At 45.6% G+C, this 24,864-nt stretch carries 21 protein-coding genes and 2 tRNA genes; 16 read left to right on the top strand and 7 right to left on the bottom strand.

Annotated elements, in window-relative coordinates; genetic code table 11:
* Positions 1 to 55: 55 nt before the first annotated feature.
* Positions 56 to 128, bottom strand: a tRNA-Lys gene (locus tag WC473_02125).
* 49 nt (positions 129 to 177) lie between these two features.
* Complete coding sequence (locus WC473_02120) at positions 178 to 1,209, bottom strand: MJ1255/VC2487 family glycosyltransferase (protein MFA5124605.1); 1,032 nt, start codon at positions 1,207 to 1,209, stop codon at positions 178 to 180.
* A gap of 298 nt (positions 1,210 to 1,507) precedes the next feature.
* Between WC473_02120 and WC473_02115 the strand changes: the two genes are divergently transcribed.
* The 5 genes from WC473_02115 (at position 1,508) to WC473_02095 (ending at position 7,876) form a co-directional block, all read left to right on the top strand.
* Complete coding sequence (locus tag WC473_02115; GenBank protein MFA5124604.1) at positions 1,508 to 3,322, top strand: hypothetical protein; 1,815 nt, start codon at positions 1,508 to 1,510, stop codon at positions 3,320 to 3,322.
* A 120-nt stretch (positions 3,323 to 3,442) separates the two neighbouring features.
* Positions 3,443 to 4,198: a hypothetical protein gene (locus tag WC473_02110; GenBank protein MFA5124603.1), complete on the top strand. Its 756-nt coding sequence runs from the start codon at positions 3,443 to 3,445 to the stop codon at positions 4,196 to 4,198.
* An 81-nt stretch (positions 4,199 to 4,279) separates the two neighbouring features.
* On the top strand, positions 4,280 to 5,014 hold the full coding sequence (locus WC473_02105) for a hypothetical protein (protein MFA5124602.1): 735 nt from the start codon (positions 4,280 to 4,282) through the stop codon (positions 5,012 to 5,014).
* A gap of 262 nt (positions 5,015 to 5,276) precedes the next feature.
* Entirely contained in the window at positions 5,277 to 6,326 is a 1,050-nt protein-coding gene (gene ychF, locus WC473_02100) for a redox-regulated ATPase YchF (GenBank protein ID MFA5124601.1), read from the top strand.
* 476 nt (positions 6,327 to 6,802) lie between these two features.
* Positions 6,803 to 7,876, top strand: a complete 1,074-nt coding sequence (locus tag WC473_02095; GenBank protein MFA5124600.1) for a hypothetical protein — start codon at positions 6,803 to 6,805, stop codon at positions 7,874 to 7,876.
* 125 nt (positions 7,877 to 8,001) lie between these two features.
* Here WC473_02095 and WC473_02090 read toward each other — a convergent pair whose 3' ends face one another.
* The 3 genes from WC473_02090 to WC473_02080 are packed head-to-tail and all read right to left on the bottom strand — an operon-like array spanning position 8,002 to position 11,325.
* Entirely contained in the window at positions 8,002 to 9,069 is a 1,068-nt protein-coding gene (locus tag WC473_02090; protein ID MFA5124599.1) for a CapA family protein, read from the bottom strand.
* 3 nt (positions 9,070 to 9,072) lie between these two features.
* Positions 9,073 to 9,723, bottom strand: coding sequence for an SdpI family protein (locus tag WC473_02085; protein MFA5124598.1), 651 nt, complete (start codon positions 9,721 to 9,723; stop codon positions 9,073 to 9,075).
* A 12-nt stretch (positions 9,724 to 9,735) separates the two neighbouring features.
* On the bottom strand, positions 9,736 to 11,325 hold the full coding sequence (locus WC473_02080; protein MFA5124597.1) for a hypothetical protein: 1,590 nt from the start codon (positions 11,323 to 11,325) through the stop codon (positions 9,736 to 9,738).
* A 195-nt stretch (positions 11,326 to 11,520) separates the two neighbouring features.
* Here WC473_02080 and secG point away from each other — a divergent pair, with 195 nt between their 5' ends.
* The 4 genes from secG to WC473_02060 all read left to right on the top strand — a co-directional run bounded on the left by secG (position 11,521) and on the right by WC473_02060 (position 16,053).
* Positions 11,521 to 11,730, top strand: coding sequence for a preprotein translocase subunit SecG (secG, locus tag WC473_02075; GenBank protein MFA5124596.1), 210 nt, complete (start codon positions 11,521 to 11,523; stop codon positions 11,728 to 11,730).
* A gap of 63 nt (positions 11,731 to 11,793) precedes the next feature.
* The gene (locus tag WC473_02070; protein MFA5124595.1) at positions 11,794 to 13,632 is read left to right on the top strand and encodes an ABC transporter substrate-binding protein; all 1,839 of its coding nucleotides are present in this window, start codon (positions 11,794 to 11,796) and stop codon (positions 13,630 to 13,632) included.
* Positions 13,633 to 13,766: 134 nt separating this feature from the next.
* Positions 13,767 to 13,850, top strand: a tRNA-Leu gene (locus WC473_02065).
* Positions 13,851 to 13,938: 88 nt separating this feature from the next.
* Positions 13,939 to 16,053 carry a ribonuclease J gene (locus tag WC473_02060; protein MFA5124594.1) on the top strand — a complete coding sequence of 705 codons (2,115 nt, stop codon included), beginning with the start codon at positions 13,939 to 13,941 and terminating at the stop codon, positions 16,051 to 16,053.
* Positions 16,054 to 16,343: 290 nt separating this feature from the next.
* Here the strand turns inward: WC473_02060 and WC473_02055 are convergent, their stop codons facing one another.
* Positions 16,344 to 16,952: a CDP-alcohol phosphatidyltransferase family protein gene (locus tag WC473_02055; GenBank protein MFA5124593.1), complete on the bottom strand. Its 609-nt coding sequence runs from the start codon at positions 16,950 to 16,952 to the stop codon at positions 16,344 to 16,346.
* Positions 16,953 to 17,004: 52 nt separating this feature from the next.
* Between WC473_02055 and ftsH the strand changes: the two genes are divergently transcribed.
* The 4 genes from ftsH (at position 17,005) to WC473_02035 (ending at position 22,256) form a co-directional block, all read left to right on the top strand.
* The gene (gene ftsH, locus WC473_02050) at positions 17,005 to 18,816 is read left to right on the top strand and encodes an ATP-dependent zinc metalloprotease FtsH (GenBank protein ID MFA5124592.1); all 1,812 of its coding nucleotides are present in this window, start codon (positions 17,005 to 17,007) and stop codon (positions 18,814 to 18,816) included.
* 379 nt (positions 18,817 to 19,195) lie between these two features.
* Positions 19,196 to 19,933 carry a hypothetical protein gene (locus tag WC473_02045; protein ID MFA5124591.1) on the top strand — a complete coding sequence of 246 codons (738 nt, stop codon included), beginning with the start codon at positions 19,196 to 19,198 and terminating at the stop codon, positions 19,931 to 19,933.
* A 238-nt stretch (positions 19,934 to 20,171) separates the two neighbouring features.
* Positions 20,172 to 21,215, top strand: coding sequence for a hypothetical protein (locus WC473_02040; protein MFA5124590.1), 1,044 nt, complete (start codon positions 20,172 to 20,174; stop codon positions 21,213 to 21,215).
* A gap of 105 nt (positions 21,216 to 21,320) precedes the next feature.
* On the top strand, positions 21,321 to 22,256 hold the full coding sequence (locus WC473_02035; GenBank protein ID MFA5124589.1) for an NGG1p interacting factor NIF3: 936 nt from the start codon (positions 21,321 to 21,323) through the stop codon (positions 22,254 to 22,256).
* Between the two features lie 66 nt (positions 22,257 to 22,322).
* Here the strand turns inward: WC473_02035 and WC473_02030 are convergent, their stop codons facing one another.
* Positions 22,323 to 22,526 (bottom strand): hypothetical protein, encoded by a 204-nt coding sequence (locus tag WC473_02030; protein MFA5124588.1) that lies wholly within the window; start codon positions 22,524 to 22,526, stop codon positions 22,323 to 22,325.
* 91 nt (positions 22,527 to 22,617) lie between these two features.
* Here WC473_02030 and ruvA point away from each other — a divergent pair, with 91 nt between their 5' ends.
* The 3 genes from ruvA to WC473_02015 are packed head-to-tail and all read left to right on the top strand — an operon-like array spanning position 22,618 to position 24,857.
* On the top strand, positions 22,618 to 23,199 hold the full coding sequence (gene ruvA, locus WC473_02025) for a Holliday junction branch migration protein RuvA (protein ID MFA5124587.1): 582 nt from the start codon (positions 22,618 to 22,620) through the stop codon (positions 23,197 to 23,199).
* 14 nt (positions 23,200 to 23,213) lie between these two features.
* Positions 23,214 to 24,524: a UDP-N-acetylmuramoyl-L-alanyl-D-glutamate--2,6-diaminopimelate ligase gene (locus tag WC473_02020; protein MFA5124586.1), complete on the top strand. Its 1,311-nt coding sequence runs from the start codon at positions 23,214 to 23,216 to the stop codon at positions 24,522 to 24,524.
* 24 nt (positions 24,525 to 24,548) lie between these two features.
* Entirely contained in the window at positions 24,549 to 24,857 is a 309-nt protein-coding gene (locus WC473_02015; GenBank protein MFA5124585.1) for a hypothetical protein, read from the top strand.
* Positions 24,858 to 24,864 lie beyond the last annotated feature (7 nt).

The following is a 24,864-nucleotide window of genomic DNA, read 5'->3' as shown; positions in this document are numbered from 1 at the left end:
ATAATTTACACAATTAGAGACGCACTCCTGGTGCGCCTCTTAATATTCTTCCAAGTGGGTCGTGCAGGATTCGAACCTGCGACCGTTTGCTTAAGAGGCAACTGCTCTACCAGCTGAGCTAACGACCCGAAATCTTTCAATATTTTATCACTGTTATCTAAAAAAATCAAGATCAATTTACGAATTAGCGATGATTTCGTCCAGTTTTTCAAATAATTCCTTATTGCCACAAGCCTCGGCGAAGGCCAGTCTTTCCTCATATTGGGGTAAGTGGGCGACAAAATCCTCAAACTCCTCACTTGTTAAATCATAACTGAATTGGCCGTAGCCCAGTCGTTGCAGATACTGCGCGTTGATTAACTGCTCAACCTGGTGTTTGATCGGCAGAGCCAGGTAGGGTTTTTTAAGGTAGATCGCTTCGCTCAGCAGGCTTAGTCCGGCAGTGCCGATAACGGCGCGGCAGCGGTTAAGGTACATCAGCCATTCGTGCGTGTCAAAATGCTTGAAAACAATATTGCCCTCATGACCCTGCCGTTGCGGTCCAAAAACGACAAATTTATACGGCAGCCTTTTGAACAGCTCAGTCAGTCGGCCCATATCAGCGCCCTCATAAACCAAAAAGTAGTCGTCTTTGGCCGGTTGCATGTCCAACACTTCCTGCCGAATGATCGGCGCGAATAAATAAGTATTTTTTTTCTTTATCTTGGTTTTGAAAAAGGAAGTTACCAGGTAATATTTGGCGCTCCAGATGACTAGCTTAATGATAGCTTTGTCAGCCATCAGATCCTTGAGATGCTTTTTGTTGATTTGGATCTCAGTGTTGGTTAATTGATGTTGGTTGTCAATGGAAATAAGAGGCAAGCGGAATTTTTTGGCCAGCAAGGCTGTTAGCGGTTCAAAATCAGTAATGACCAGTTCCGGAGCGAAGTCCTTAAAAACTTTTTTAATTTTGTTCCATTGCCGTGTTTGGCCGTAGACTTTCTTGGTATTATCCAGCAACGTTTTGAAATATCTGACTTTATTATTTTTATAGCTCAGGGTTAGTCCGGGAATTTCAAAGACGTCAAAATCATGGTGCAAAAAAAACGCCCCTTGGCCGTAAGTGAAGACTTTAATATCGTGGCCGGCCGCCGCCAAGTGTTTGAGGATTTCCCGCGAACGGGCGCTGTGGCCGAAGCCCTGTCCGGCTAAGCCGTAAATTATGCGCATAAGCGATATTAGATTAACTCTTTTATTCTACCAAGAAGCTGGCATTTTTTCAATTGAAAAAGCGATGAGAAAACCATACTGGTCAGTATAATTAAGTATGCCCGGGCTTGTTTCTACCTGGGTTTCTGGGTTATTATGGCTTTATTTGACAAGTTAGCTCAGATATGATAGAATGCAAAATTCTAAAGTAGCTATGATTTTGGTTTCTTTAGGTTGCGAACATTAAAATTTAATAGTCTTTAATGTGTTTTTAATTTAGGTGACCAATTAACTGACAACAAAAGGAGAACCGAGTGCCATGAACAAGTCAAAAGTGTTGATTATTCTGCTGGTTATTGCGATGACGTCCGGCCTATGGCTGGTCATGTCCGCGCCTAAGCGTTTGGCCGACAAGTGTTTGGCCAACGTCAAGGCGGAGGCGATAGGACAGTCTTTGGCTATTGAGCGATTCCAGTCTGAATTCGGTGCTGTTTCCAGTTGGTATAAACCGGAATATTCAGTCCCGATTTCCGACTTAATTGAATCGGGGCGAATCAATCTCAGCCAGGCCGAGGAAGATATCAAGCAGGCTGACGCGACCGGCAAGGCCAAGCAAAAGAAGGCGCAGGCGGTTGAAGCCGAAAAACTTATTGAGGCATCGCAACGGGCGATAGAGAATGCCAACGAGCAGCTGTCGGCGATTGAAAAATTGGCCGAGGATGCTCGCCAGGAATTAAGCCAGCTACAAAATGATTTGGCAGAAAAAAATCGCGATTATATTTTGGCCATGGAAAGGCTGTCCAGCGAGGGCGGCGACTATTTGTCCAAGTATGTCGCTTTGAATAATGAAGAGTTATCGGCGGCAAAAATCAGTCTTGACAAGGTCTCCGGCAACCTGGAAATAATTTCCGGTCTATTGCCGGTTGAAGGCTCCGGGTTAGGCGACCCTAGGCAGGCGCGTGAACTATTGAGCGCCAGTTTTTTGGTTGTCGGCTCTGTTGATGCTTCCATCTTTAAGGTGATGAATAATCTTGATTCCTACAAGAAGGCGCAGACTGGCGCGGGAGAACAGTTGGCGTCGGCTCAAAACAGTATTTCGTCGGCTAACAACTATCTTGATAACTTAGTTGCCAAAGGTCCGCTGACAGCGGATAAGGCGCTTAAGCAGTCATACGCCGACTTGCGTCAGGCGGAGCAGTTGTTTGCAGTCGCCACCGAGGCTTCACTAGTGATCGTTGAAGAAGGCAAGTACGATCTCCTTTTGGTCTTCAGTAGTGCGCTTAAGGCGTATGATTTGGCTAATGAAGCGATTAAAGGCGCTGATCGGCAACTAATACTGGCGGAGAAGGTTAGGAATAGTGGCGCGATTTTGGCTTCTAATATTATGGCTTCTCAAAACGGCCTTAATCAGGCACGACAGCTTCGCGCCAAACTTAATCTTCATGCGAAGACCGTTTGGTCGCAAGTGGCTGACAATCTGACATTGGCCGGCGATAATCTTTTGCGGGCCAAAGAACACTTGGCTGAAGCTCAAAGAATCGCGACTGAGGATCAAGATTACAGGTTGGCTGATTCGGAAATAACCAGTGGCGACAATGGCTTGTCTCAAGCCAATCGTTTATTGCGGGAGTTTACGAGGTTAGTCGATGATTTGGAGTCCTATCGCTTGGCTTGGCCGGATCAAGAACGTCGAGCTGAACGAATGATTGATGACAACGAAGATGATATTGAAAACTATGGCAGTCATTCTTCGTCGGCTCAGTCGGATTTTGATTCCGCTAAAAGCCGTTTGGCCCAAGCTCGTCGTGACGCCTCTAACAGGTGCTATGAATCGGCTATTTTTAATGCCGATCAAGCATATCAGTTGGCTGATGACACCGGTCGGACGGCCAAAAAGGCCTACGACGATTATCAGGACAGCCAGAGTACGTCATCGTTTTCTTTTGACTCCGGTAGTTCCAGTAGTGGTTCCAGCAGCGGTTGGAGCGACTGGGGCGGTAGCAGTTCCAGCAGCTCCAGTTCCAGTTCCAGCTACAGTGATGGTGGCGGTTACAGCGGTTCCAGTTCCAGCTACAGTGATGGTGGCGGTTACAGCGGTTCCAGTTCCAGCTACAGTGATGGTGGCGGTTATTAAATTAAGACAGAGGTTTCTACTAGTAGGCCTACTCATTACTCTGGCAGTTGGTTTGGCGATGATAGCGGTGATTAGTAGATTATAAGATAGTGGTTTTAAAAACTGAGAAGGAGAAAAGATATGGACTTTCTGTCACTGTTAGGGTTTCTTATCATCTTGGCTTCCGGCGTAGGTATCGGTTATCTGGTTAAAAACAAAAAAGCGTCGGTTGTTGGAAACAAAGTGGCTAAACAACCCCACAATCTTGTTACGTTCGGCGCGCCTGTTAGCGTGCCCAAGCAATTGGAGCGGGCATCTTCTCAGCAAACGGTTACTTTATTGGGGGAACCGGAACGGGCAGTTAAAGCCTCTGTTAGTTTATGGGAAATGTGTCAAAAGACATCCAGCGAAAATACACTCGGTGATTCGTCTTGGCTTAAAACGGGAACAGTTTTTAAGGCTTTGGCCTTGGCTGGTAATGTTTGGATTTTTAAGGTGCCTAGCCAAGAAGGCGGTAAGCCGATTTGGCTCAAGGCAACCGAGTTGGATTCAATGTCTTTGATGAATTTTTATAAGGGCGGAGACGGTAAACCGGGGCCGGCGCGAATTTTCAAGAACAATGGTCAGTCCGAGCCCGTGCCTTATGAATTGCCAAACAGTTTGACTCCCGGTGTCACTTGGAAAGTTGTTGATATCGGTGCGTTTAACGTAGAAATCGATGGTGAATGCGATAACGCTATGGCCGGCGATCTGCTGTATTTTGTCACTTCGCGCGAACAAGACGGTGAAAGATGGTTGATATTTTTGGATGCCAGAAAGAAGGAAGCCAGAGGTTCGGGCGGTTTGTTTTTGGGAGAAAGGTTTGAACCGTCGGTTGATGTGAGTGATCTGCTCTAATTCTGTTTAATTGTAAATCGTTGTTCGTATTGAATTTTAAATGTTAAGTTAAAAGCAACAACAAAAGAAGGAGACAAAGCAATGTCGCAAGCGATGGACAAGAAAGTTAATATCAGTATGTTTTTCAAGGCGATGGGCGGTCGATTGCAGGGCCTTTTGGCTTCGACTCTGTCGCCGGAAGAGAAGTTGGAGCAGATCATCGCGGAATTGGAGAATCAGGTCCAGGGAAAGCGGGTGTTGGCGCGACAAATCGGCGCTCAGATGCGTACAATCGCCGACCCGGAAACCAAAGAGTTGGAACCGTTGGAGGCTCTGCGAAGCCGTCGAGCCAAACTCGTTGCTTTGGGTGGTAGCCTGGTCGGCCAGCCGGACAAAGCGTCTCAATTGGGACAGATATCCCAGGAGATTAAGGCGCTGGATGACCAAATCACCAGCCAACAGGCGACTTACGACACTCTCAAGGAGAGTTACGAGCTCGCTCGGACCAACTACAACGAAGCGTTGACTGGTTTGAATACGATTCGCCAGAACGGTCCAGCCATGCTCAAGGCGATTGAAGCCCATAGGCAGGCCGTGGCAATGCGCGACCGGGCAAGGGCTCAGGGCGGTAATAAGGTTGACACCTCGTTTTTGGACGAACTGCAGGGCGAGTTGACTGGTGTTCAGGCGGAGCTTCGTTCGGATGGCGACATTGATCGCGATCTTGACGCCTCCTCCGGTTTCAATGTGGATGCGGCGTTGGCCCAGATGGACGCCGGGGACATTGACGCCGGCTTGTTGGCCGAGTTCCAGGCGGCGGCTCCCAAGGTCAGCTGAAAAAGCTGAATCGAAAAAGCACTTTATTTGCGGGGCAGTAAGCGATTACTGCCTCTTTTTAGTTGATTAATTTTATTGCTACACCGTTTTCAATTTTATGGGTATTGATTTTTACTCTGTATTCTGTTATAGTTCACTTTGTTAAATATGGCTTCACCGTAATTCGCTCGAGCAAATTATTTAATAGGGTGAATCTTGTAACTTTATGACCTTGTGACGAGTTTTTTGTAATTCGTAATTCTTAATTCGTAATTGTTTTAACATGTCTTTCTCTATTGGTATTGTCGGTTTGCCTAATGTGGGGAAATCCACGCTGTTTAAAGCCCTGACCAAAAAGCAAGTTGACGCCGCTAATTATCCTTTCTGCACCATTGATCCCAATGTCGGCGTGGTGCCTGTGCCGGATGAGCGTCTGGAGCAACTGGCGCGCGTTTCTAATTCCGCCAAAATCGTGCCGACTACAATTGAGTTTATTGATATCGCCGGCATTGTTAAGGGTGCCAGCAAGGGTGAGGGTTTGGGCAATAAATTTTTAGCCAATATCCGCGAGGTGGACGCTATTGTGCAGGTGGTGCGCCAGTTTTCTGATGAGAATGTCATTCATGTGTCCGGCAAAGTCAATCCGCAGTCAGATCGTGAGGTGATTAATCTGGAGCTTGTCCTGGCTGACATACAGACAATAGAAAAAAGATATGATACTAATAGCAAAGAAGTGCGCGCCGGAAAAAAGGAAGCCGTGGAACTCCAGCCGATACTGGAAAGATTAAAAACGGGATTGGAGGCGGGCGAGTTAGCCAGCGAGATTATCGGTGACGAGGAAGAAAAAATATTGGTTAAGGATTTGTGCCTACTGACTATGAAACCGATGATTTATGTTTTGAATGTGGATGAGGATAAGGTTTATCAGGAAACAGATTATCTGACTATCTCTGCTAAGATTGAAGCGGAGTTAGCCGAGTTGCCGGCAGAAGATGCCAAGGCGTATTTGAAAGAATTACAACTGGAAGCGTCCGGGCTTGATCGGTTGATTGTTAAAGCCTACAACGCTTTGGACTTAATCACTTATTTTACTTCCGGCGAAATGGAAACCAAGGCCTGGACTATTAAGCGCGGCACTAAGGCGCCGCAAGCGGCCGGAGTTATCCATACGGATTTTGAAAAAGGATTTATTCGCGCCGAAGTAATCAAGTGGCAGGATTTGGTGGCGGCGGGCGGTGAAGCGCGAGCGCGGGAAAAGGGGTTGCTTCGGTTGGAGGGCAAGGATTATGTGATGGCCGATGGCGATGTCTGCCACTTCCGGTTCAGCAATTAAATATTGACAATTATTGTCCCTTGGTTTATAATTGTAAATTACTAAATTATAAGCTGTAAGCTAACTTTGTGGATGATACATATTTAAAGACAATTTTCTGGGTAATGGTGGTTCTGTATACTCTGGCTGTTATTGGCGTTTGGGAAAATTTTATTAAACCCTTATGGAGTTTGGGTATTATTATCTTGACCCCAATTTTATCATATTTAACCGGGCTGTTTTCTGTTTCTATCAGATAATGGCTATACGGCGATAATTTACCTTGAATAATCAGTCAATAAATAGTATTTAGCTATTTATTTTTTTGTTTAAATTTAGATATTTTTTAATATATTTAGTATGTTTTTTGTTGTTCCTGTGGATAAATCTATTGACAAAAAAATAACAGTGTGCTATAATTAATTGTTACGTCCTGGTGGGCGTGGCAAGTACCTAGACAATTCCTTAAAAGCCGCAACTAGCGGCAGGAGTCAACCATGGGAAGCAAGAAGACTAAACAGAATCATCGCAGTGGTAATGGTAGTGAAGAAGCCCAGGTGGCGGCCGAGTTGGCAGCCATGCAGGAGCGGGAACAACGGATGCAGGAGCAGGCCGTGGCCGTTCTCGACGAAACAGCGCCGGAAGATCCGGCGGCGTTCAAGGTGCTTGAAGCCGGAAACGGCGAAGAACAGGTGGGAATGGAGATGTTCCACTCCGGAGGTATTCCGGTCGTGTGCAACACCTTCAATGAAGACGGCACCGTCAACAGCAATGAGACGACCATCGTCCAAGTGGCGGTGGAAGTCAGCAATGACTTGTTGAGCAAAGCTCTGGACGGCATCAAGGCGGCCGCGGGCGGCAAGGGCGAGGTGGTGATCCATACGGGTAATTACACCACAATGATCGTGGCGCCGGCCGATATGCCGGAAATGGGCGAGTCCATCCTGATCGGCGTTCGGGGTATCCGCAACATGAGCAAGGCCGCGTTGGGCAAGCGTTTCAAACCTCTGACGCCGGCTATTCACAAGAAGGGAGTAGACGAGCAACGCGGCGAATTTTCTTACACAACCCTTCTGCGTGACGGGTTTTTGCCGGAGTTTGTAAAGGTGACCGTCATCCACGAAATGAAAGATCTGCGAAGCGTCGCGATCAATCTGGAACGGTGGAAGCACCGTGTCGGTTATCGGCGCGAAGAAGAAGTGGACTCCGACGGTAATCCGACTGGCCGCCAAGTTTTTATCGGGCCCAACTATCTTGAATTCCCGGACGGGGAGGCGGTAATCTTCTCCGGCCAGGGCATCAAGGAGCAGGCGGCCGTGTATTTGCTGGGTCAAAACCCGGATAAACTGGCGGACGGCGATCCGAAGAAAAAGGAACTCCTACGTAGACGTCCGGGTTTGATCGGTCGCCTCGGTCAGATCCTCAGCGCTTCCTTTGAAGCGGCGAAGGAGGCTGGAGCCACGGCACCTCGCCGTGAGCAGTCGCGCAATTTCGGAACCAGCCTCGGCGACGATTCCATGTTGGAAGCGGCGCGGGCAGCGGCGCGGTTGTCTCAACGGCAGCGCAGCTAAGGCGCAATCAACTGCCTAAATAGCACAAATTAAGCGGAGAATGTCGTGATGACATGCTCCGCTTTTAAAATTGCTTAATATGAAAACTTAATATAGAAAATTAACTAAGTTGGTTCTTGATTGATTTAATTATTAATGTTAATAATCTCATTATCCAATCCCAGCCTGTTTAAAATCAATTCTTTTTCCGTGCCGGTAGCCAGGGTCGCTTGGCCGTAATCAATAATCTTAATCGGAATGATTCTGATTGAATCTAGCTGTTTATCAGTCACTGTTATTTCGGCTAAGGCGCCTTGTTGGGTTTCCAGCGACCACATCTGATCAAAGATTAGATTTCCCAAAGAATACAGAATCGGCCGGCCATTATAAATTTCCGTAATCTGTACCCAGTGCGGGTGATGGCCGATCACTAAGTCGGCTCCGGCGTCAATGGCCGCATGGGCAAAGGCGATTTGCTGTTTGTTGGGCTTGTTGGTGTATTCGGCCCCGGCATGTATCAGTATTGCCACCAGATCAACTTCTGTTTTCAGTTCCGTAACAGCCGTTGTCATTTTGTTTATATCCATGCCGGCCAGTCCGAGAGTGGAAGTTCCGGCTACGGAATAATCGTTCGGATAGGCGTAAGACAAAAAACCGAATTTAGTCCCGTTTATTTCTTTGATTGCCGGACGTCCGGCTTCGGCCTCATTCAGACCGGCACCTGTATAAGAAATATTGTTGTCCGCTAAAAGTTTTCGCGTATCAATTATGCCTTTTTTGCCTTGGTTTAAAACATGATTATTGGCCAGAGCAACTACGTCAATGCCGGCTTGAATCAACCCGGCCAGCGCTTGCGGGTCGGCATTAAAAGAAAATGATCCGGTTTTGACCAAATGCGAACCGCCGATGGTAAATGGCGATTCTAAGTTGATAATGGCTAAGTCGGCGTCGGCCAGCAATCCGGCGATGTTTGTAAACGGCCAGGACCAATCTTGGTATTTGGTCATTTTCTGTCCGACATTGCGCGAGAGCATGACGTCGCCGCCGAAGATGAGCGTGGTGGTGGTTATGGCCGGTGTTTTTGGCAGTGAATCAGTCGGCGGCGTAGCAGTCAGTTGTTTGGCCAGAGGAAAAATCGGCGCCCAAGCGACGCCGATTCCAATGACAAGCAAGCAGGTGATTGTTATTAAGCTGACAGCAAGATAGCGGTACATAAACTAAGCTTTTTTTTCTTGGTAATAGAGCCAATAGGAGTAGCCGAAACTGCCCGCCAGCAAAATGATAAGTCCCAAGATGAAGGCCGTAACCGCCCAGGTTTCCGGCAGATAGGGCACCAGAATGAGATCCAGGCCGAAAATTACAAACAGCCAGCGGCTTAAGGCATGGGTTTTATTCCAGACATTTTCTGAACTTAATGTCCAGGGGGTGCGAATGCCGATAAACCAGTTGCTTTTTATTTTTGGCATCAACCAGCCGATGTATAGCATTAAAAGACCGATCAGCCAGGCCACGGCAATTCCGATATTTAATTCATAGCCGAGGTTGTAAAAACCGGTGATGAACTGCAAAAGTATGAAAAGTAAAATAAGAACCGTTCGGAATCCCAGGTAAGCGCCGAAGAATTCCTGGTAGCGTTCTTTCTTGGGATCCAAGTAAGGCAATAACGTCATGAAGAGATAGAAAATGATAACCAAGATCGGCAAAAAGAAAGCGCCGAAGCCGCGGCCGGAAAACCCGTCGGCTTGGCCGGTAAAATTCCAATGCGTGGCCACGACGGCCGGGAAATTAAAGTAAAAGTAAACGGCGGCAATGACGCTGGCTAAGATTAACAGCCAAGGAATAACTTCTGATTTAAAATTTAGTTTCATATGTTTAATATTTTAAGATATTTCTTCTCGTTTCTCACCGATGAATGACAGCGCTTTTTCCAGCAGTTCCACTAACATTTTAAAAGGCGTTTCAATAATAAAGTCTAAGATATATAAGAAAACATTGATTTTGGAGAAGTTGGAGGAGAAGAATTTGCCGGCGCGGATAATCGGCAGGGAGAAAAAATCTAAAAGGAAATTCCACAGGTTCTCTTTGCGGGGCACGACCAGGAATTGATTGGCAAAATTGCGCAGACGGAAGCCAAAAAAAGAAACCAGGGTCAAGAAGAAAATAAATAGAGCGCCGGAAAACAAATTAAAGTTCAAACGATGCAAGACTGCGACTACGGCGCCGAAGGAGATGCCGAACATAATCAAGTAGATGGTGTTGAAAAAAATGAAGGTAAAAGAACCGCGGCGCAAGAGTTTGCGCGGTTTATAAATCAGCTTGCGCTCACCGCCATAAAGGATCTTTTTGACTTCTTCAATAATGATCTTGGTGTTTTTTTGCCCCGGAACCTTGATGGACATAGCAATGACAAACATCAAAAGCGGATGAAAGATGATATTGATCAAAAGCGCCTGCCAATTGACCTGGCCGACAATGAATTGATCGTAAGGCAATTCCAAGATGAAGGCTAAGATGGTTTTGGTAAACAGAATATAAATGATAACGCGGACGATTGAACCGACCAGCTTGCCACGGATGCGCTTGTAATTCTTATTGCAAACCTCGCTGATTTTTTCTTCCAGCTTTTTTTCGTCGTTAATCGTCTCTCGGATATTGTCGTCGCTCTGCTCAATAATTTCTCTAAGAATTTGAAAGAAAACCGCTTGCTTCTTGATCATTTGCGTTACCTGATAGCCGGAATAGTGGCTAAGGTGCAATTCAATGCGGTTTTTGGTATCGGTCAGATTGGGAGCGAATTTTTTGATATCGTCCGGAGTGAAGGAATTCCATTGCGGGTTATACAGTTTGATGAGCCAATAGCGGATGAGCGGCAAATCGGCTTTGATCAGGTTTTTTAAGACGGCGATGTAAATTTGCAGATTGCGTTCTTTTTCGTCAATGGAGCTCTTGACGAACGAAATGCTTTTGACCATTTCGCCGTACATGAAATTAACTATGGCCATATCTCGGCCGTTGGGGAAGAGGTATTCGTCAATCTCGCAGGTCAAAAGATCCAACAGCCAGTCATTAACTTTTTTGGCTTCCGCCACCGGGTGGCCTTGCAAGTAATTGAACAGAGTCAGGTATTTGGCGATGATGGCCGCGGTTTGTTCAATGTCGCTTTCCGGCAGGGCGTCGTTGGGCAGATATTTGGCGCGGATGAACTCAAAGACTACGGTCTCTGCGATTTTAACCGGATCGCGCTCAGCCAGGAATTTCATCTGCCTGGTGATCAGACGGCGCAAGGAATTACGGCGAATCAGATGTTCGTCATTATAGTCAATGGCATTTCTGACTTTTTCGTAAAAGAATCCTAACTTGGATATTAATTGGTTAAGTTTTATTTTAGATGAATCCTTGGACGCGGAGCGGTTGTAATTCTTTTTTAGCGCTTGTAAAAGCCATTCGGCTTCGCCTGTGGTTTGGGGCATAGAAATTTGATTTATAAGGCAAATAGAGATTAGGAAGTTTTTTTTCTTTGTTTTTATTATACCATAATAATCAAGAATAAATCCAGCTAATGAAAGAAAAAAAACTCGCTGAGTTTGTTTTTTGGGTTTGACTTTACCTCTCACTTATGATAGTATGAGATTAGGTCAAAACCATATATTTTAAGCATATCCAATATGATTTTAGATGTTATTCAGCTTATTTCAGCCGTCACCTTGGTGGCAGTGATTTTACTGCAGAATCGCGGCACCGGATTGGGTGCGGCTTTCGGCGGTGAAGGCAACGTTTACAGAACCAAGCGCGGCTTGGAGCAAGTGTTGTTCAATGCCACTATCGTTATCGCGATAATCTTTTTGGGAATTTCCCTGCTTAATGTGCTTTACTAGTAGCACTTTGTCTACGGCTGACAGCCACAGACGCATAACTAGATATAATTCGTAATTTTAACCGTGGATTTTTTATTTAAAAATCTTAGAAGGAAAGTCGAGAGGTTTTTTGATCGGCAAAACTCGGAATTGCGACGTTTCAAGCGCCAGCATCATTACGACCGAAAAATTCTATTCGGCCTAAATAAAAACAAGCGTTTGCGATTGAAGCATTTCAAGTATCTGCCCAAATTCCTGTCAGCGTCAGAAAATAGGCAGTTGCGTTTTTTCGGCGCAGTCGCCGTTGTTTGTTTTTTCTTTTTGCTATTTAAGGTTTTTGTTATTTTCTCCGTGCCCTTGCCCCAAGTCGGCGGAGAATATTCCGAAGGCCTGATAGGTTCTCCGCGTTTTATTAATCCGATTCTATCTCAGACTAATAGCGTGGACGGCGATTTAAGCCGGCTGATATTTTCTTCTTTGCTGACTTACGACAAGAACCATCAGTTGACTCCGGATTTGGCCGAGCGTTATGAGGTTTCTGAAGACGGTTTAATTTATACTTTTTATTTGCGTCAGAACGTCAAATGGCATGACGGCGAGTCGTTCAAGGCCGATGATGTTATTTTTACTGTTTCCTCCTTGCAAGATACGGAATTCAAGAGCCCTTTAGCCAAGAGTTTTCGCGGAGTGGTGGCAGAAAAAATTGACGATTATACTGTAAAATTTACGCTCAAGGAGTCGTTTGCGCCTTTTTCCAGTATGTTGACTTTCGGTATTTTGCCTGAGCATTTGTGGTACAATATTCCGCCGGCCAATGCCGATCTGAATGAATTGAACAAAAAACCCGTCGGCACCGGACCTTGGGAAGTGGAGAGCTTTAAAAAAGATAAAAGCGGTGTGATTAAATCGTATACCCTGTCGGCCAATGCCGACTATTACGGCGCCAAACCTTACTTAAAACAATTAGTGTTTAAATTCTACGGAGACGTTAATTCGGCTTTGGACGCTTTAAAGAACAAAAGCGTGGATGGTTTGGCTTATTTGCCGCGAGAGAATCAAGCCGATCTGAAACGCCATAAGAATATTATCATGCATGAGCTGGAACAGCCCCAGTATGCTGCCATTTTTTTCAATCAAAAAAAGAATGCCTTGCTTCAGGCGGACTATATTCGCCAGGCTTTAGCCTTGGCCGTGGATAAGGAACGAATGGTTAAGGAAGTGTTTGGTGGCCAAGCCAAGATTATTGACGCGCCGATCCTTCCCGGCATTGACAATAGTCCCGATATCAAGAAATATTCTTATGATTTGGAAGCCGCCGCCGCTTTGTTGCAGACTAATGGTTGGCAGCTGGTGGCCACTTCTACCGGCGATGATATGATTGAACAGGTGTTGCAGAAAAAGAGCTATGAGTTGCGCTTTGTCTTGACCGTTCCCGATCAGCCGCAATATTTGGCCATTGCCCGGATCATTAAGGAGTCTTGGGATCAACTGGGTATTATCACTACGATTGAAGCGGTGGATAAGAATAAGATTATTCAAGAAAACATCAATAACCGCCGATATGAAATCTTGTTGTTTTCTGAGAACATGTCCTCCGATCCCGATCCTTTCGCTTTCTGGCATTCTTCGCAGAATGAATATCCCGGATCCAATCTGGCGGTTTTTTCCGACAGCAAAGTCGATGCTTTGCTAGAGGCGGCTCGGCGTATTCTGGATCATAGCCAAAGGCAGGAAAAATACTGGGAATTCCAAAAAATAATTTCTCAGCAATTGCCGGCGATTTTTCTTTACAGCCCCGCTTATACCTATCCTCAGAATAGCAGTTTGAAGGGCTTTGATGTTACCTCGATCGCCAGCTACAGCGATCGTTTGGCTAATGTCAGTGAATGGTATGTCAAAGTGAAGTATGCTTGGCGCCGTTAGCCCTTGACATTTTTTCTTTTTTGCTGTATACTGTAATAATCTATAAAACCTCAAAAAAATAAAGATTAGAGGCAAAACAAGGGTTAAATGATAAACTTTTATCTCTTAATCCCTTAATTTAATTTTTATTTTTCGCCGATGTGGTGAAATTGGTAGACACGCACGGTTCAGAGCCGTGTGGCCGCAAGGCCATGAGAGTTCAAGTCTCTCCGTCGGCACAATTAATTTACTCTCAGCGACTCAAGTCGCTTGCCGTAAAGGCAGTTTTGCTTTTTGGCACTTTAACAAAGTGTAATTTAAGAATTTATGAACAGTAGTACAAACTACAGGCGGAATGCGCCCAAGAAGGAATTCAAGGGACCGGCATTTTCCGCCATGAAAAAATCGCATAAACCGCAAAGAAAGCCCGTCGGCGCTTTCCGCGGTCCCGCGGCGATATCTTCCGGCAAGCCGGGAGAAGAAAAAGCGGACAAAAAAAATCTGAGTTTGGATCATTGGTTGAAAGGCATGGATGTGCCGAACAGTCGTCCGATCCAACCTAAGTCAGCCGTTTCGCCCAAACAGCAGAAACCCGAAGGTTTCTGGTCGAAACGCAATAAAGCCGGCAATTATCAGGCAGGCGATGCGCGCCAAAAACAGCAGACTGCGGCCAAAACAGCGCGCGAGCAATTCCGCCAACCTTTAGTGCGCGATTTGCGCTCCAGTGCTTTGCGTACCAGCCAAACAACCACAGCAACTGCGACCGGAGTTAAAGGCAGCGACAAACTGCGTATCATTCCGATTGGCGGTTATGAAGAAGTCGGCCGCAATATGACGATATTTGAGTACAAAAACGATATCGTGATTTTGGATATGGGTATACAATTCCCGGAAGAAGATATGCCGGGCATTGATTATATCATCCCCAATATTGAGTATTTAAGAGGCAAAGAAAAAAACGTTAAAGGCGTGATTTTTTCTCACGGTCACTTGGATCACATCGGTGCCGCCCCGATCTTGCTGGAGAAACTGGGTAATCCGACTATTATCGGTCGGCCCTTGACCATCGCTTTAGTCAAACATCGTGTTGAGGATTACAAGAAAGACGGCGCTAAGAGGTTAAAAGTCATTATGGTGGAGAAGGTCAGCGACCGTTTGAAGCTGGGTGCTTTTGATATTTCTTTCTTCCCTATCGACCACTCCATTATGGATGCGGTCGGCGTGATTATTAAAACGCCGGTTGCCACAGTCATACATCCCGGTGATTGGACATTGGAGAAAGATAAAAATGGCAAACCTCTTTTGAAGTATGATTACTTGGCCAAGTTGCCGCGCCCGACAATCTTAATGTTGGAATCGTTAGGCGCTATTGATATCAGGGAATCGGCCACTACTGAAGAAATGCAAAAAAATATTACTAAGTTGATTACGGACGCTCCCGGTCGCATGATCATCGGCACTTTTTCTTCACAGATTGAAAGAATTAGTTGGATCATCGCCACTTGCGAAAAACTCAACAAAAAAGTGGCTTTGATGGGCTATAGCATGAAAAACAACGTAGAAATTGCTAAGAAATTGGGTTATATCAAATACCAAAAGAACTCAGTTGTTAAAGTAGAAAGTGTTGACCAGTATCCGGAAAATAAAATTGTTATCCTGTGTACCGGTTCGCAAGGCGAAGGCAATGCCGCTTTGTCGCGTATTATTGACGGCAATGACAAATCAGTCAAGTTGCGTAAAAACGATACCGTCATCCTCTCCTCCTCGGTTATTCCGGGTAATGAACGCACTATCCAGCGTTTGAAGGACAATCTGTATCGCCAATGCGATAATGTCATTCATGGCAATATCATGGACATTCATGTGTCCGGCCACGGCAATCGTGAAGACATTTCCTATATGCTTAAATCCATTCAGCCGGATTATTTTATTCCTTCCTATGCCAACCATTACATGTTGAAGGAAGCGGCTAAGCTGGCGAAGGATATCGGTTTCAGGCCGAACAGGATTTTTGTACCGGATAACGGCAGTGTCATTGAATTTGACGGCAACAGCGCCGGCATCCTAAGCAAAAAAGTCCCGGCTTCTTATGTTTTTGTGGATGGTTTGGGCATTACTGATATGAATAATATCGTTTTGCGCGACCGCCAGCAGTTGGCGGAAGACGGGATGTTGGTGATTATCGCCACCGTGGACGCTAAAACCGGCGACTTGATCCAAAGTCCCGATATTATTTCCCGCGGGTTTGTCTATCTGAAAGAGAACAAACGTTTGATTGAGATGACCCGGATCAAGATCAAGAAAATCCTTAAGGATAATAATCCGGTAACTGCGCCTGACGACCAGTATTTGAAAGAAAAGTTGCGCAATGAAATCGGTAAGTTCCTGTTCCAAAAAACAGAGAAACGGCCGATGATCTTGCCAGTCATTATAGAAGTCTAAAAATAAAAATATCTCCGTTTCGGCGGAGATATTTTTATCTAGCGTAAGTATTCTGATTACTGTCTGTGGTTTTTACTTCTTGTTGTCATTCCGACCGAAGTCCGGTAATCCGGACGCAGTGGAGTAATCCCTTTAATTTATTTGAAATAATAGTTTTAATTCGCAATTGATTAAGGGATTCCTCCACTCGCCTTGAGACCCTGCCTGTCGGCAGGCAGGCAGGGCCGGAATGATAACAATATTGAATCCGGTAAAAGGCCTAAACAACACTAAAAAAAATAATAATTTAGTTATTTTTTGGCCAGTCGATAAAGATAATGTAGACAGGTAACGACTTGCAGAATCAGCGTCAAAAAGAGGCAGATGATGGTTAAGGTCAGAAGCCAAGGCCAAGCGAGTATCAGCCAGATAAAGATCAACACAACAGTTACGGAAATCAGAAGCATTTTGGACTTGCCGAAAGTACTGGCTTTTAAAATCGGCTTATTGCTCACACCTAAGACTATGGCCGTTCCCAGAAGCTGCAGCATTTCCAAGCCGAAAACACTTAGGATCAGTCCGGGAACGGGAAAGACTAACGCCAGATATAAAACCGTCATCATGATCAGCAACTTATCAGCCAGAGGATCAATGATAAGGCCCCAAGAGGTGTGGATGTTTCTTTGTCTGGATAGTGCGCCATCAAGAGAGTCTAAAAGGGCGGCCAAGGCGAATAAGATGACCGCCAACAAAAAATTACTGAAAGCGAAAGCCAGCAATACAGCCGGTATTAGGATTAACCTTAACAAGGATAAGCCGTCAGGGGTGATCCAGCCAGGCAGAATTTTAATCAAGGTGGCGCGCCAGAAGCTGTCCAGCGGCTGATCTATCCGACTATTGTTGATGTTTGACTTAGCCATAGTTATATGTTATGATTCGTCTAAGCTAATTATAGCAAATTACTTTTAATTTATGAAAAATATTTCCAAAAATACTCTGATTTACATCGGAATTTTCGTCGTCATTCTGGTAATCTTTTCTTTTTTGCAGATTCAGCAAAACCAGCCTAAAGAGGCGGATTTCACCACTTTGGTCAGTGCCATTGAAAGCGATAGCGTCAAATCAATTGATGTGGAGTCCAATACCTTAAGCGTTACCTTAACTGACGGCAAGAAATTGACCGTACAGAAAGAAGTGGAGGATTCACTAAGCACTATGCTTAAAAATTATAATGTGGCGCCGGAAAAGATCCGTCAAGTGGCTATCAACATCAAGAACGATACCGGTTGGAAGTTTTGGCTGGTTACGCTTTTACCCATCGTTATCCCCGCTGTCATAATCTTAGCTTTTTTTTGGTTCATGCTGAAGTCGGCTTCGGGCGCCAACAACAAAGCTATGTCTTTCGGCCAGAGTGGCGCGCGACAGTTTAATCCGGATAAGGATAATAAGGTCACTTTCAAGGATGTGGCCGGCGTTAAGGAAGCTAAACAGGAATTATTGGAGGTGGTTGATTTTTTGAAAAGCCCGAAAAAGTTTTTGGCTATGGGCGCGACTATTCCCAAAGGCGTTTTGCTTTTGGGTTCTCCCGGCACCGGCAAAACTTTGCTGGCCAAAGCGGTCGCCGGCGAAGCGAGTGTGCCTTTTTTTTCTATCTCTGGCTCGGAATTCGTGGAAATGTTTGTGGGCGTGGGCGCGTCCCGCGTGCGCGACTTGTTCAAGAAAGCCAAGAAGCATTCTCCGTGCATTATTTTTATTGATGAGATTGATGCTGTCGGCCGACAGCGCGGAGCCGGACTGGGCGGATCGCATGATGAACGCGAGCAGACTTTGAATCAGATTTTAACCGAAATGGACGGCTTTGAACCGTCAGATAATGTCATTGTTATGGCCGCCACTAATCGGCCCGATGTCCTTGATGCCGCTTTATTGCGGCCGGGACGTTTTGATCGCCGAGTGACTTTGGATTTGCCTGACATTAATGATCGCGAAGCCATCATGAAAGTCCATGCCAAGAAAAAACCCTTGGCCAAGGATGTTGATTTGCGCCAAATAGCGGAGCGCACGCCGGGATTTTCCGGCGCTGATTTGATGAACTTGCTGAATGAAGCGGCGATTAAAGCCGCCTTAACCAATCAGAAATCAGTGATTCAAAATGATATTTTATCCTGCATTGATAAAGTTTTGCTTGGGCCGGAACGCAAGAGCCACATCTTGAACAACCAGGAAAAAAAGATTACGGCTTATCATGAAGCCGGCCATGCCCTGCTCGCTCATGAGTTGCCTCATACTGATCCGGTCAGGAAAGTTTCTATTATCGCCCGCGGTTCGGCTGCCGGTTATACTTTGAAACTGCCGTTAGAAGACAAGAAGCTTCATACCAAGAGCGAATTTTTGGAGGATTTGGCAGTAATGCTGGCCGGCCGTATCGCCGAAGAAGAGGTGTTTAATGAAGTGACTACCGGCGACCAGAATGATTTGCGTCAAGCCACTAAGCTGGCGCGTCGCTTGATTTCCGATTTCGGCATGAGCGAGAAGATGGGACTAAGAACTTTCGGCGAACGGGAAGAGTTGATTTTCTTGGGCCGAGAACTTCATGAGGAACGCGATTATTCCGATCGGACAGCCGAAGAGATTGATAAAGAAATCAGTCGCTTGCTGGATGAGGCCGCCAAACTGGCTTTAAAAGTCATCACCGAAAAGCGGGAATATCTGGATAAGATTGCCAATACTTTGATAGAAAAAGAAACCATAGAATCTGAAGAATTCAAACAGTTGTTTGTTTAGTTTAGTATCACGATTGAATTTTTAATGAGGCCTGATTAATTCTTAGTCGGGCCTTTTTATTTAATAGATTCTTATGGATTGCTGTTGCTTGGAAATTTCTGTGGATAACCATTTAGCTTGTTTTGGCTAAATATTACCACGAAAGTGTCGGATATGTCCGTAGACCATACCTAAAATGCTTGACAAAATTTACCATATTTGCTATACTAATATGATAGTTATTGTTCCTTAAAAGCATTAAATTTAGGCTTATAGGATTATGAGGCAAGCGTATCGGACATGAATTATTCGTGTCTAATATGCTCGCCTCATATAGATAGAGGCAAGACGTCAGCCAGAGCGACTCTGGCAGATCCAAAAGAAGAAGGATGTTGTCATCATGACGACTCACGTTGCAGCACCGGCCATGGCCGCTGCCTGCCCGTTTTACGCCAACGAGGAAGTGCAATCCAATTACGGTTATCCGCAAGGATATGCCGTGAAGCCGATAGCCGAACAGCTCGTGGCGTTATCCAGGCATCTCCCCAACCTTGATGCTAGCTCGGCATTGAACAGTTCCAAGGAATTGCCGATCCTGCCATCAGGAGCAGAGAGATGGTTCGCCGTACCGAAGTTTGAGAAGGTCGGCAAGGACTACAACGACGCCGTTGAACGAGTGATAGACATCATCGGCAAAACGCGGACGCTTTACAACTTCCGCAAGGGCAAGCTCGACGAGAAGTATTTGCGGCTTACGGAACGGACGGCGGTCGCTCTCCAGATGCTCGGCGAAAAGCAGAAGGGCGATTTCCTACTCATCCCGGCGCAATTCGGTTTCAGCCACCGCGGACGTTCGGTTCGGCGCGTGCGAGTCGTGTATGCCCCCGGCGAGTTCGGCCTCGGGTCATTCATCGTGGGCTGTATGCTCATCGCTCATCCCGAACGGCTCGTTCAATGCGAACAACTCCACATTGATTGCCCCGGCGACGAATATGCTCTCGTTGCCGATGGCGACTTCTCGGAGTCTCCGTGCTTCTGCTTCGGGTTCGACGGCGGCCGGGGTCTGGTTCGACACGCTCTGGGTCCTTGCCCACGACCTCTACGGTTCGGCTTCCGGGCTTCTCTCGCAGTAATTTGAGCTTTGAACGCTTGAACCATTGGATTTTTTGACTCCTTGTCATTTGATCCTTGCACTTTCCGCCGTAGGCGGTCGCTACATCCCAAGGGGTTGTCCGCAGTAATATCGTGGATAGCCCCTTCTTTTTATTTTTTTAATTATGTTTTTTTATCTTCTATCTATTATTTGTTACTCCGCCGTCTTTTTACCTTGTTGTTTTTTATGCTATAATATATAAGTAAGCAATTTAACCAAGTATATGCAAACAACCAATTATCTTTATCGTCCCGTTTTAAAACGGGCCTGGGGAATCACCTGGCGCTACAAAAAACTTTGGTGGCTGGGACTTGTCGCCGTTTTGATTTCCTCGGGCGGAGAATACGAAATTATTTCCCGCGCTTTCCTTAATAATTCATCCACTAATATCGTCAGCTCGGTTATCAGCGGTTTTCAAGAGGGTGCAGCTACGGCTGTGGCCAGTGGCGCTACCTTGAGTTGGTCGGCTTTTCAATCTGCTTGGCCGTCCAGCGCTATTCTTTTGGGCGTAGCCCTATTAATACTTTTGGTTTCCTTGGCTATAATTTTTGCGGTTATTGCTGTTGCTGTTTTATGTCAGTCGGGGCTTATTCGCAATATCGCTTTGTATAATCGCAACAAGAAACCGATCCTCAAGGAGGCCTGGCAGTTTGCTTGGGCTAATTTTTGGCCGGTTTTTGGCGCAGTTGTCCTGTTAAAATTGGTTTTATTTGTTTTATTCTCTTTATTGGGTTGGCAGGCAGGGTTGATTTCCGGCTTGGGTATGTGGGGCGTGGCGATTTATATTCTATCTTTTCTGATTTTTGTTATTTTGGCTTTGGTCGTGTCTTTCGTCATTAAATATCAAATTTTTTTCATCCTGCTTAAAAAGCAAAAAATGGGAACCGCTTTGATCTCCGCTTGGGAGTTGTTTAAGGCTAATTGGCTGATTTCTTTGGAGATGGCTTTGTTTATGTTTTTGGCTTATATGATTGCCGCTTTCGTTGTAACTTTTTTGGTTTTGGTTTTTATTGCCGTTTCAGTCGTAGTCATTCCCCTGTATTTTCCTTTCTTGGTTTTTTGGATCAAAATGATTATCTCTTTGATTTGTCTGATCGCCATTCTGCTGATAATTTTTGTCGTCACTGGATTGATTACAACTTTTCAGTGGGCGGGTTGGACAGTGTTGTTTGACCGGTTGGCGGGCAATGAAGAAACCAGCAAACTGGAAAGGGTGGTGCAGGATTTTCGCGAGTTGCCTCAGGTAATTATGGGCAAGGAAATATAAACCCTTATCTTACCATCATCCCGAGCCACTGTGGTCTCGGGATGTTTTTTTTGACTTTTTTTCTAATTAATGGTTAGATTAACTAATAATTTTAATTTTAACTTTATGTTGCTTAAAGACATTTACGCCCTGGCGATTAAAATGGGCATTGAAGCGGATCTGCGAGGCGAGGAGCGGGTGAGGAAAAACCTGGCCAAAGCTAAAGAGAAATTTGATAAACTGAGCGAGGAACAGAAGAATGATTTTGATACGGAGAAACTCATCAACCCTTATGCCGACTCCAGGATTTTGTACGACAACGGCCGAGAGGTGAAGAAAGTTATGTGCGGCATTGACATTGAAACGCCGGAGTTGATTTTGGCCAAGCAATTGGGTTATGACACGGTTATCGCTCATCACCCGGAAGGCGAGGCTTTGGCTGACTTGGGCGATGTTATGCATTTGCAGGCGGAAGTGCTGGCGCAATATGGCGTGCCGATTAATGTGGCGCAAGCCATTACCAAAGAGCGGATTTCCGAGGTGGCGCGCGGGGTTTCGCCGGCCAACCATCAGCGTTCGGTGGACGCGGCGAAACTATTAGATATTAATCTGGTTTGCCTTCATACTCCCTGCGACAACTTGGCGGCGAGATTTTTGAAGGGCAAGGTGGAAGCCGGAGAGTTGGAGACGGTTGGCGAACTAATGAAACTATTGAAAGAGATTACTGAATATCAGTTGGCGGCCAAGCAGAAAACCGGTCCGAAAATTTTTGCCGGCAGTGAGGATAACTATTGCGGCCGGGTTGTCTTGACGGAAATCACCGGTGGTACTTCCAACTCCAAAGATATTTATGAGAAGATGGCGCAAGCCGGCATCGGCACGATTGTCGGCATGCATATGAGCGAGGAGCATAAGAAAGAAGCGCAAAAATACCATGTCAATGTAGTAATCGCCGGACACATGTCTTCCGATTCCCTGGGCGTTAATCTGTTCTTGGATGAGCTGGAGAAGCACAGCGTGGAAGTTTCGCCGTTTTCCGGGTTAATCAGAGTCAAAAGATAAGAAAAATAAAAAGCTGTCGAAAATTTTCGACAGCTTTTATTCTAGTAGTTAAATGTTCGATTAAAATTACCTTTTAAGCCAAGATAAGAAAAATGCTCCGAGTCCGCCGGTCACGACGAATCTTTTTTTTGTCGGCGGTTCGGCCCCGAGCAATGCGGCTATTTCTTCCGGCGTAAGCACTTCATGTCTTCCGAATTTTTTTCCGCATAATCGGCAAACCCTCTCATCTTTTGTTACGAATTTCGGGATATGTCGGCAATTGTCGGGCATAGTTACCTCCTTTAAGGTTTGATTTTTTGAGGTTGTAAAATGTTCTGTTTTGCTGTATTATAATGAGGTAAATAACATTTGTCAAGCGTTTATGATTGCTTATCTTAAAGGCCAAGTCCGCTTAAAATCCAATCAGCTGAAGAGGGAAAACTTCGCGGTGATTGATGTTAGCGGGGTCGGCTATAAAGTTTATGTTTTGGACAGATTATTGAATGATTTAGCTATCGGCCAGACGGCAGAAGCTTTTATTTATACGCAAGTGGCCGAAGGCGTGTTGGATTTGTACGGCTTTGCCACTCACGAGGAATTGGAATTTTTTGAGTTACTGCTATCCTTATCCGGCATCGGCCCCAGAAGCGCTTTGGATATTCTGCGTAAAGCTAAGATCGATGATATTATTACCGCCGTGCAAAGCGGTAATCACGAGATTCTGGCTAAAGTTTCCGGCATCGGTCCTAAGACCGCGGAAAAAATCGTAACAGGACTTAAGGATAAATTGGGCGGAACAATGACTGGCGCCGCCGCCTCTTGGAATGATAGCTTTGGCGACGCCCTGGAAGCGCTGGTGTCCTTGGGTTATTCGGCCGGCCAGGCGCGCGAGGCGCTTAGCCAGTGCCAATCGTTGGACGCCGGTGATAAGATTAAGGAAGCGTTGAAGATTTTGGGAAGATAACCCGTTAAAATTCTATGTTAGCTAAAATAAAAAAAGTCATTCCTGTATCCTGGCTGAATACTTACCATAAGTGTTTGGCGCTTTTGGCCAATATTATTTATGGCCGGCCGTCGGAAAAAATGATCGTTATCGGGGTAACCGGCACTAATGGCAAATCCAGCACAGTCAGTCTGATCGCTGAAATTCTTGAAGGCGCCGGTTATAAAGTCGGTGCCGCTTCTACGACCTTGTTTAAAATTGCTGATAAGGAGAAGCTGAATGATAAAAAAATGACTATGTTGGGGCGGTTGGCCTTGCAAAGACTGCTTTCTCAGATGGTTTCCGCCGGTTGTCAGTATGCCGTGATTGAAACCTCCTCCCAGGGTATTGAGCAGTATCGCCATTTAGGGATTCACTATGACGTTTGCGTTTTTACCAATTTGACACCGGAGCATATTGAAGCGCATGGCGGATTTGAAAATTACAAAAACGCCAAATTAAAGCTGTTCCAGCATTTGGAGGATTCTCCGGTTAAAATAATCGCCGGACGAAAAATAACTAAAGCCATAATCGCTAACGGCGATGACGGTTATGCCAAAGAATTTTTGAATTTTCAAGTTGATAAAAAAACTATTTTTGGTTTAGCTGACAGCAACCAAATCAAAGCGGAAAATGTTTCTTATCAGCCCAATGGTGTCGGTTTTACTGTCGGAGATGAAAAATTCGATCTTAAGCTGTTCGGCAGATTCAATATTTATAATTCTTTGGCGGCGATTGCCGTGGCGCAGTCGCAGGGAGTGGCTCTCGCGCAATGCCGGGGATCTCTGGAGCAAGTTGCTGGCGTGCCCGGCCGAATGGAGTTTATCGCTGTTGGCCAGCCGTTTAAGGTTTTGGTTGATTATGCGCCGGAACCGGAATCGATGCGGCAATTGTTCGCCACCGTCAAAGACCATCAATTAGTCGGTACTGACAACAAAATAATCCATGTTTTTGGTTCTTGTGGCGGGGGCCGGGATATTAGTCGTCGTCCGATTTTGGGAGAATTGTCGGCAAAGAATTCCGACGTTTGCGTGATAACTAATGAGGATCCTTACGATGATGATCCGCAGATGATTATTGATCAGGTGGCCGAGGGCGCCAGTAAGTCCGGCAAGCTTGAGGGCGAAAATTTGTTTAGGATTTTGGATCGGCGCGAGGCTATCAAGTTCGCCTTGGATCTGGCCCAGGCTGGCGATTTGGTTCTTTTGACCGGCAAGGGTTCGGAGCAGGCGATTTGTGTTGCTAACGGCCGTAAGTTGAAATGGGATGAACGGGGAGTGGTCAGGGAATTGCTTAAACAACTTTAATTAGTTTTTTTAGCTGATTTATTTATGCCGCATATTGCCGGAAAAAAAGTCGCTTCGGGCCATTCTACTGTTATTGATGAAGCGGATAAGTTGGTGAAATTTCTATATCGCCAGTCGTTAGTAACGAAAATTGTCACCGGTGAAATAAAGTCCATTGAGCATGGTCCGCGCCGGATAAAGATAACAGCGATTGAGGCGGGGTTGAAACTGATGGTTCGCGGAATTAACGCCAGGCAATTTTTATTTGTTTACACCGCTAAACCGGGAATAATCGCCAAGCAGATTGAAGAATTTTGGCAAAAGAAAAACCGTTCGTCGAAGCGAACGGTATAAAGTACGA

It is taken from the genome of Patescibacteria group bacterium (assembly GCA_041650895.1).
In the GTDB taxonomy this organism is placed as follows: Bacteria; Patescibacteriota; Patescibacteriia; order 2-01-FULL-39-33; family 2-01-FULL-39-33; genus CAISTG01.
This window is presented reverse-complemented; position numbering and strand designations above follow the sequence as displayed.

What these genes read in the sequence shown, in the direction of transcription:
- WC473_02120 (MFA5124605.1), bottom strand. Translation starts at nt 1,209, where the DNA reads ATGCGCATAATTTACGGCTTAGCCGGACAGGGCTTCGGCCACAGCGCC.
- WC473_02115 (MFA5124604.1), top strand. Translation starts at nt 1,508, where the DNA reads ATGAACAAGTCAAAAGTGTTGATTATTCTGCTGGTTATTGCGATGACG.
- WC473_02110 (MFA5124603.1), top strand. Translation starts at nt 3,443, where the DNA reads ATGGACTTTCTGTCACTGTTAGGGTTTCTTATCATCTTGGCTTCCGGC.
- WC473_02105 (MFA5124602.1), top strand. Translation starts at nt 4,280, where the DNA reads ATGTCGCAAGCGATGGACAAGAAAGTTAATATCAGTATGTTTTTCAAG.
- ychF (MFA5124601.1), top strand. Translation starts at nt 5,277, where the DNA reads ATGTCTTTCTCTATTGGTATTGTCGGTTTGCCTAATGTGGGGAAATCC.
- WC473_02095 (MFA5124600.1), top strand. Translation starts at nt 6,803, where the DNA reads ATGGGAAGCAAGAAGACTAAACAGAATCATCGCAGTGGTAATGGTAGT.
- WC473_02090 (MFA5124599.1), bottom strand. Translation starts at nt 9,069, where the DNA reads ATGTACCGCTATCTTGCTGTCAGCTTAATAACAATCACCTGCTTGCTT.
- WC473_02085 (MFA5124598.1), bottom strand. Translation starts at nt 9,723, where the DNA reads ATGAAACTAAATTTTAAATCAGAAGTTATTCCTTGGCTGTTAATCTTA.
- WC473_02080 (MFA5124597.1), bottom strand. Translation starts at nt 11,325, where the DNA reads ATGCCCCAAACCACAGGCGAAGCCGAATGGCTTTTACAAGCGCTAAAA.
- secG (MFA5124596.1), top strand. Translation starts at nt 11,521, where the DNA reads ATGATTTTAGATGTTATTCAGCTTATTTCAGCCGTCACCTTGGTGGCA.
- WC473_02060 (MFA5124594.1), top strand. Translation starts at nt 13,939, where the DNA reads ATGAACAGTAGTACAAACTACAGGCGGAATGCGCCCAAGAAGGAATTC.
- WC473_02055 (MFA5124593.1), bottom strand. Translation starts at nt 16,952, where the DNA reads ATGGCTAAGTCAAACATCAACAATAGTCGGATAGATCAGCCGCTGGAC.
- ftsH (MFA5124592.1), top strand. Translation starts at nt 17,005, where the DNA reads ATGAAAAATATTTCCAAAAATACTCTGATTTACATCGGAATTTTCGTC.
- WC473_02045 (MFA5124591.1), top strand. Translation starts at nt 19,196, where the DNA reads ATGACGACTCACGTTGCAGCACCGGCCATGGCCGCTGCCTGCCCGTTT.
- WC473_02040 (MFA5124590.1), top strand. Translation starts at nt 20,172, where the DNA reads ATGCAAACAACCAATTATCTTTATCGTCCCGTTTTAAAACGGGCCTGG.
- WC473_02035 (MFA5124589.1), top strand. Translation starts at nt 21,321, where the DNA reads ATGTTGCTTAAAGACATTTACGCCCTGGCGATTAAAATGGGCATTGAA.
- WC473_02030 (MFA5124588.1), bottom strand. Translation starts at nt 22,526, where the DNA reads ATGCCCGACAATTGCCGACATATCCCGAAATTCGTAACAAAAGATGAG.
- ruvA (MFA5124587.1), top strand. Translation starts at nt 22,618, where the DNA reads ATGATTGCTTATCTTAAAGGCCAAGTCCGCTTAAAATCCAATCAGCTG.
- WC473_02020 (MFA5124586.1), top strand. Translation starts at nt 23,214, where the DNA reads ATGTTAGCTAAAATAAAAAAAGTCATTCCTGTATCCTGGCTGAATACT.
- WC473_02015 (MFA5124585.1), top strand. Translation starts at nt 24,549, where the DNA reads ATGCCGCATATTGCCGGAAAAAAAGTCGCTTCGGGCCATTCTACTGTT.